Source organism: Campylobacter sp. FU_497 (assembly GCF_025772425.1).
Classification (GTDB): domain Bacteria; phylum Campylobacterota; class Campylobacteria; order Campylobacterales; family Campylobacteraceae; genus Campylobacter_D; species Campylobacter_D lari_C.
Map to the genome: position 1 here is coordinate 1 of NZ_JAKMSC010000039.1, position 646 is coordinate 646.

Here is a 646-nt window from a genome sequence, read left to right on the forward strand (position 1 = left end):
GAGGGTTTATTTATTACTGCTTATGGTGGCAATGGAGTGGTAGAAACGAACATATATTGGAAGCTTTTTAAAGAAATTTTAGAAAAAGATATTGCTACCTCAAAATATCTTTTTAACACCGCAACCTACAATGCCACAGAAGGTGGAGCTAGGATAGAAGGAAGTATAGAAAAACCTTTTAAAGAACTTTGTCAAGACAAGCTAACAGTTGATAAAACTATATTTAAGCCTTTAAAAATTCAAAATAAAAAAATTGGATTTAATTTAAAAAAGGCTAAGTGTAACATTGAAAAAATATTATCAACAAATAAAAATAATTTTGATAAAATTAAGATTATTCTGAATAAAATCGAGAAAGCGCAAAAAGACCTGAAAGTAAGCTCATTATTAAGACAAATTGATGCTTTTAAAAAACAATTATATAAAAAATCTAATGGAGCGTATGAGCTTTACCCTCATATTTTATATCATCATGAATTAAAAATTAACGCCTTGTTGTGTAAAAATCCAAAAAACAAAAAAGAACAAGAACAAACCATCAAAGAACTTTTAAGTGAGTATAAAGAAACTTTTGAAACACTTTTGCATCTTTTTAGCGTATTTGATACAACAATAAAAAACGATACTGTAGAACTTTTTCAACTAG

1 pseudogene is annotated in these 646 nt (G+C 27.1%); it reads left to right on the forward strand.

Features of this window, described 5'->3' with window-relative positions:
• A pseudogene (locus L8W68_RS08180) lies at nt 1-646 on the forward strand (hypothetical protein); the annotation flags it as partial.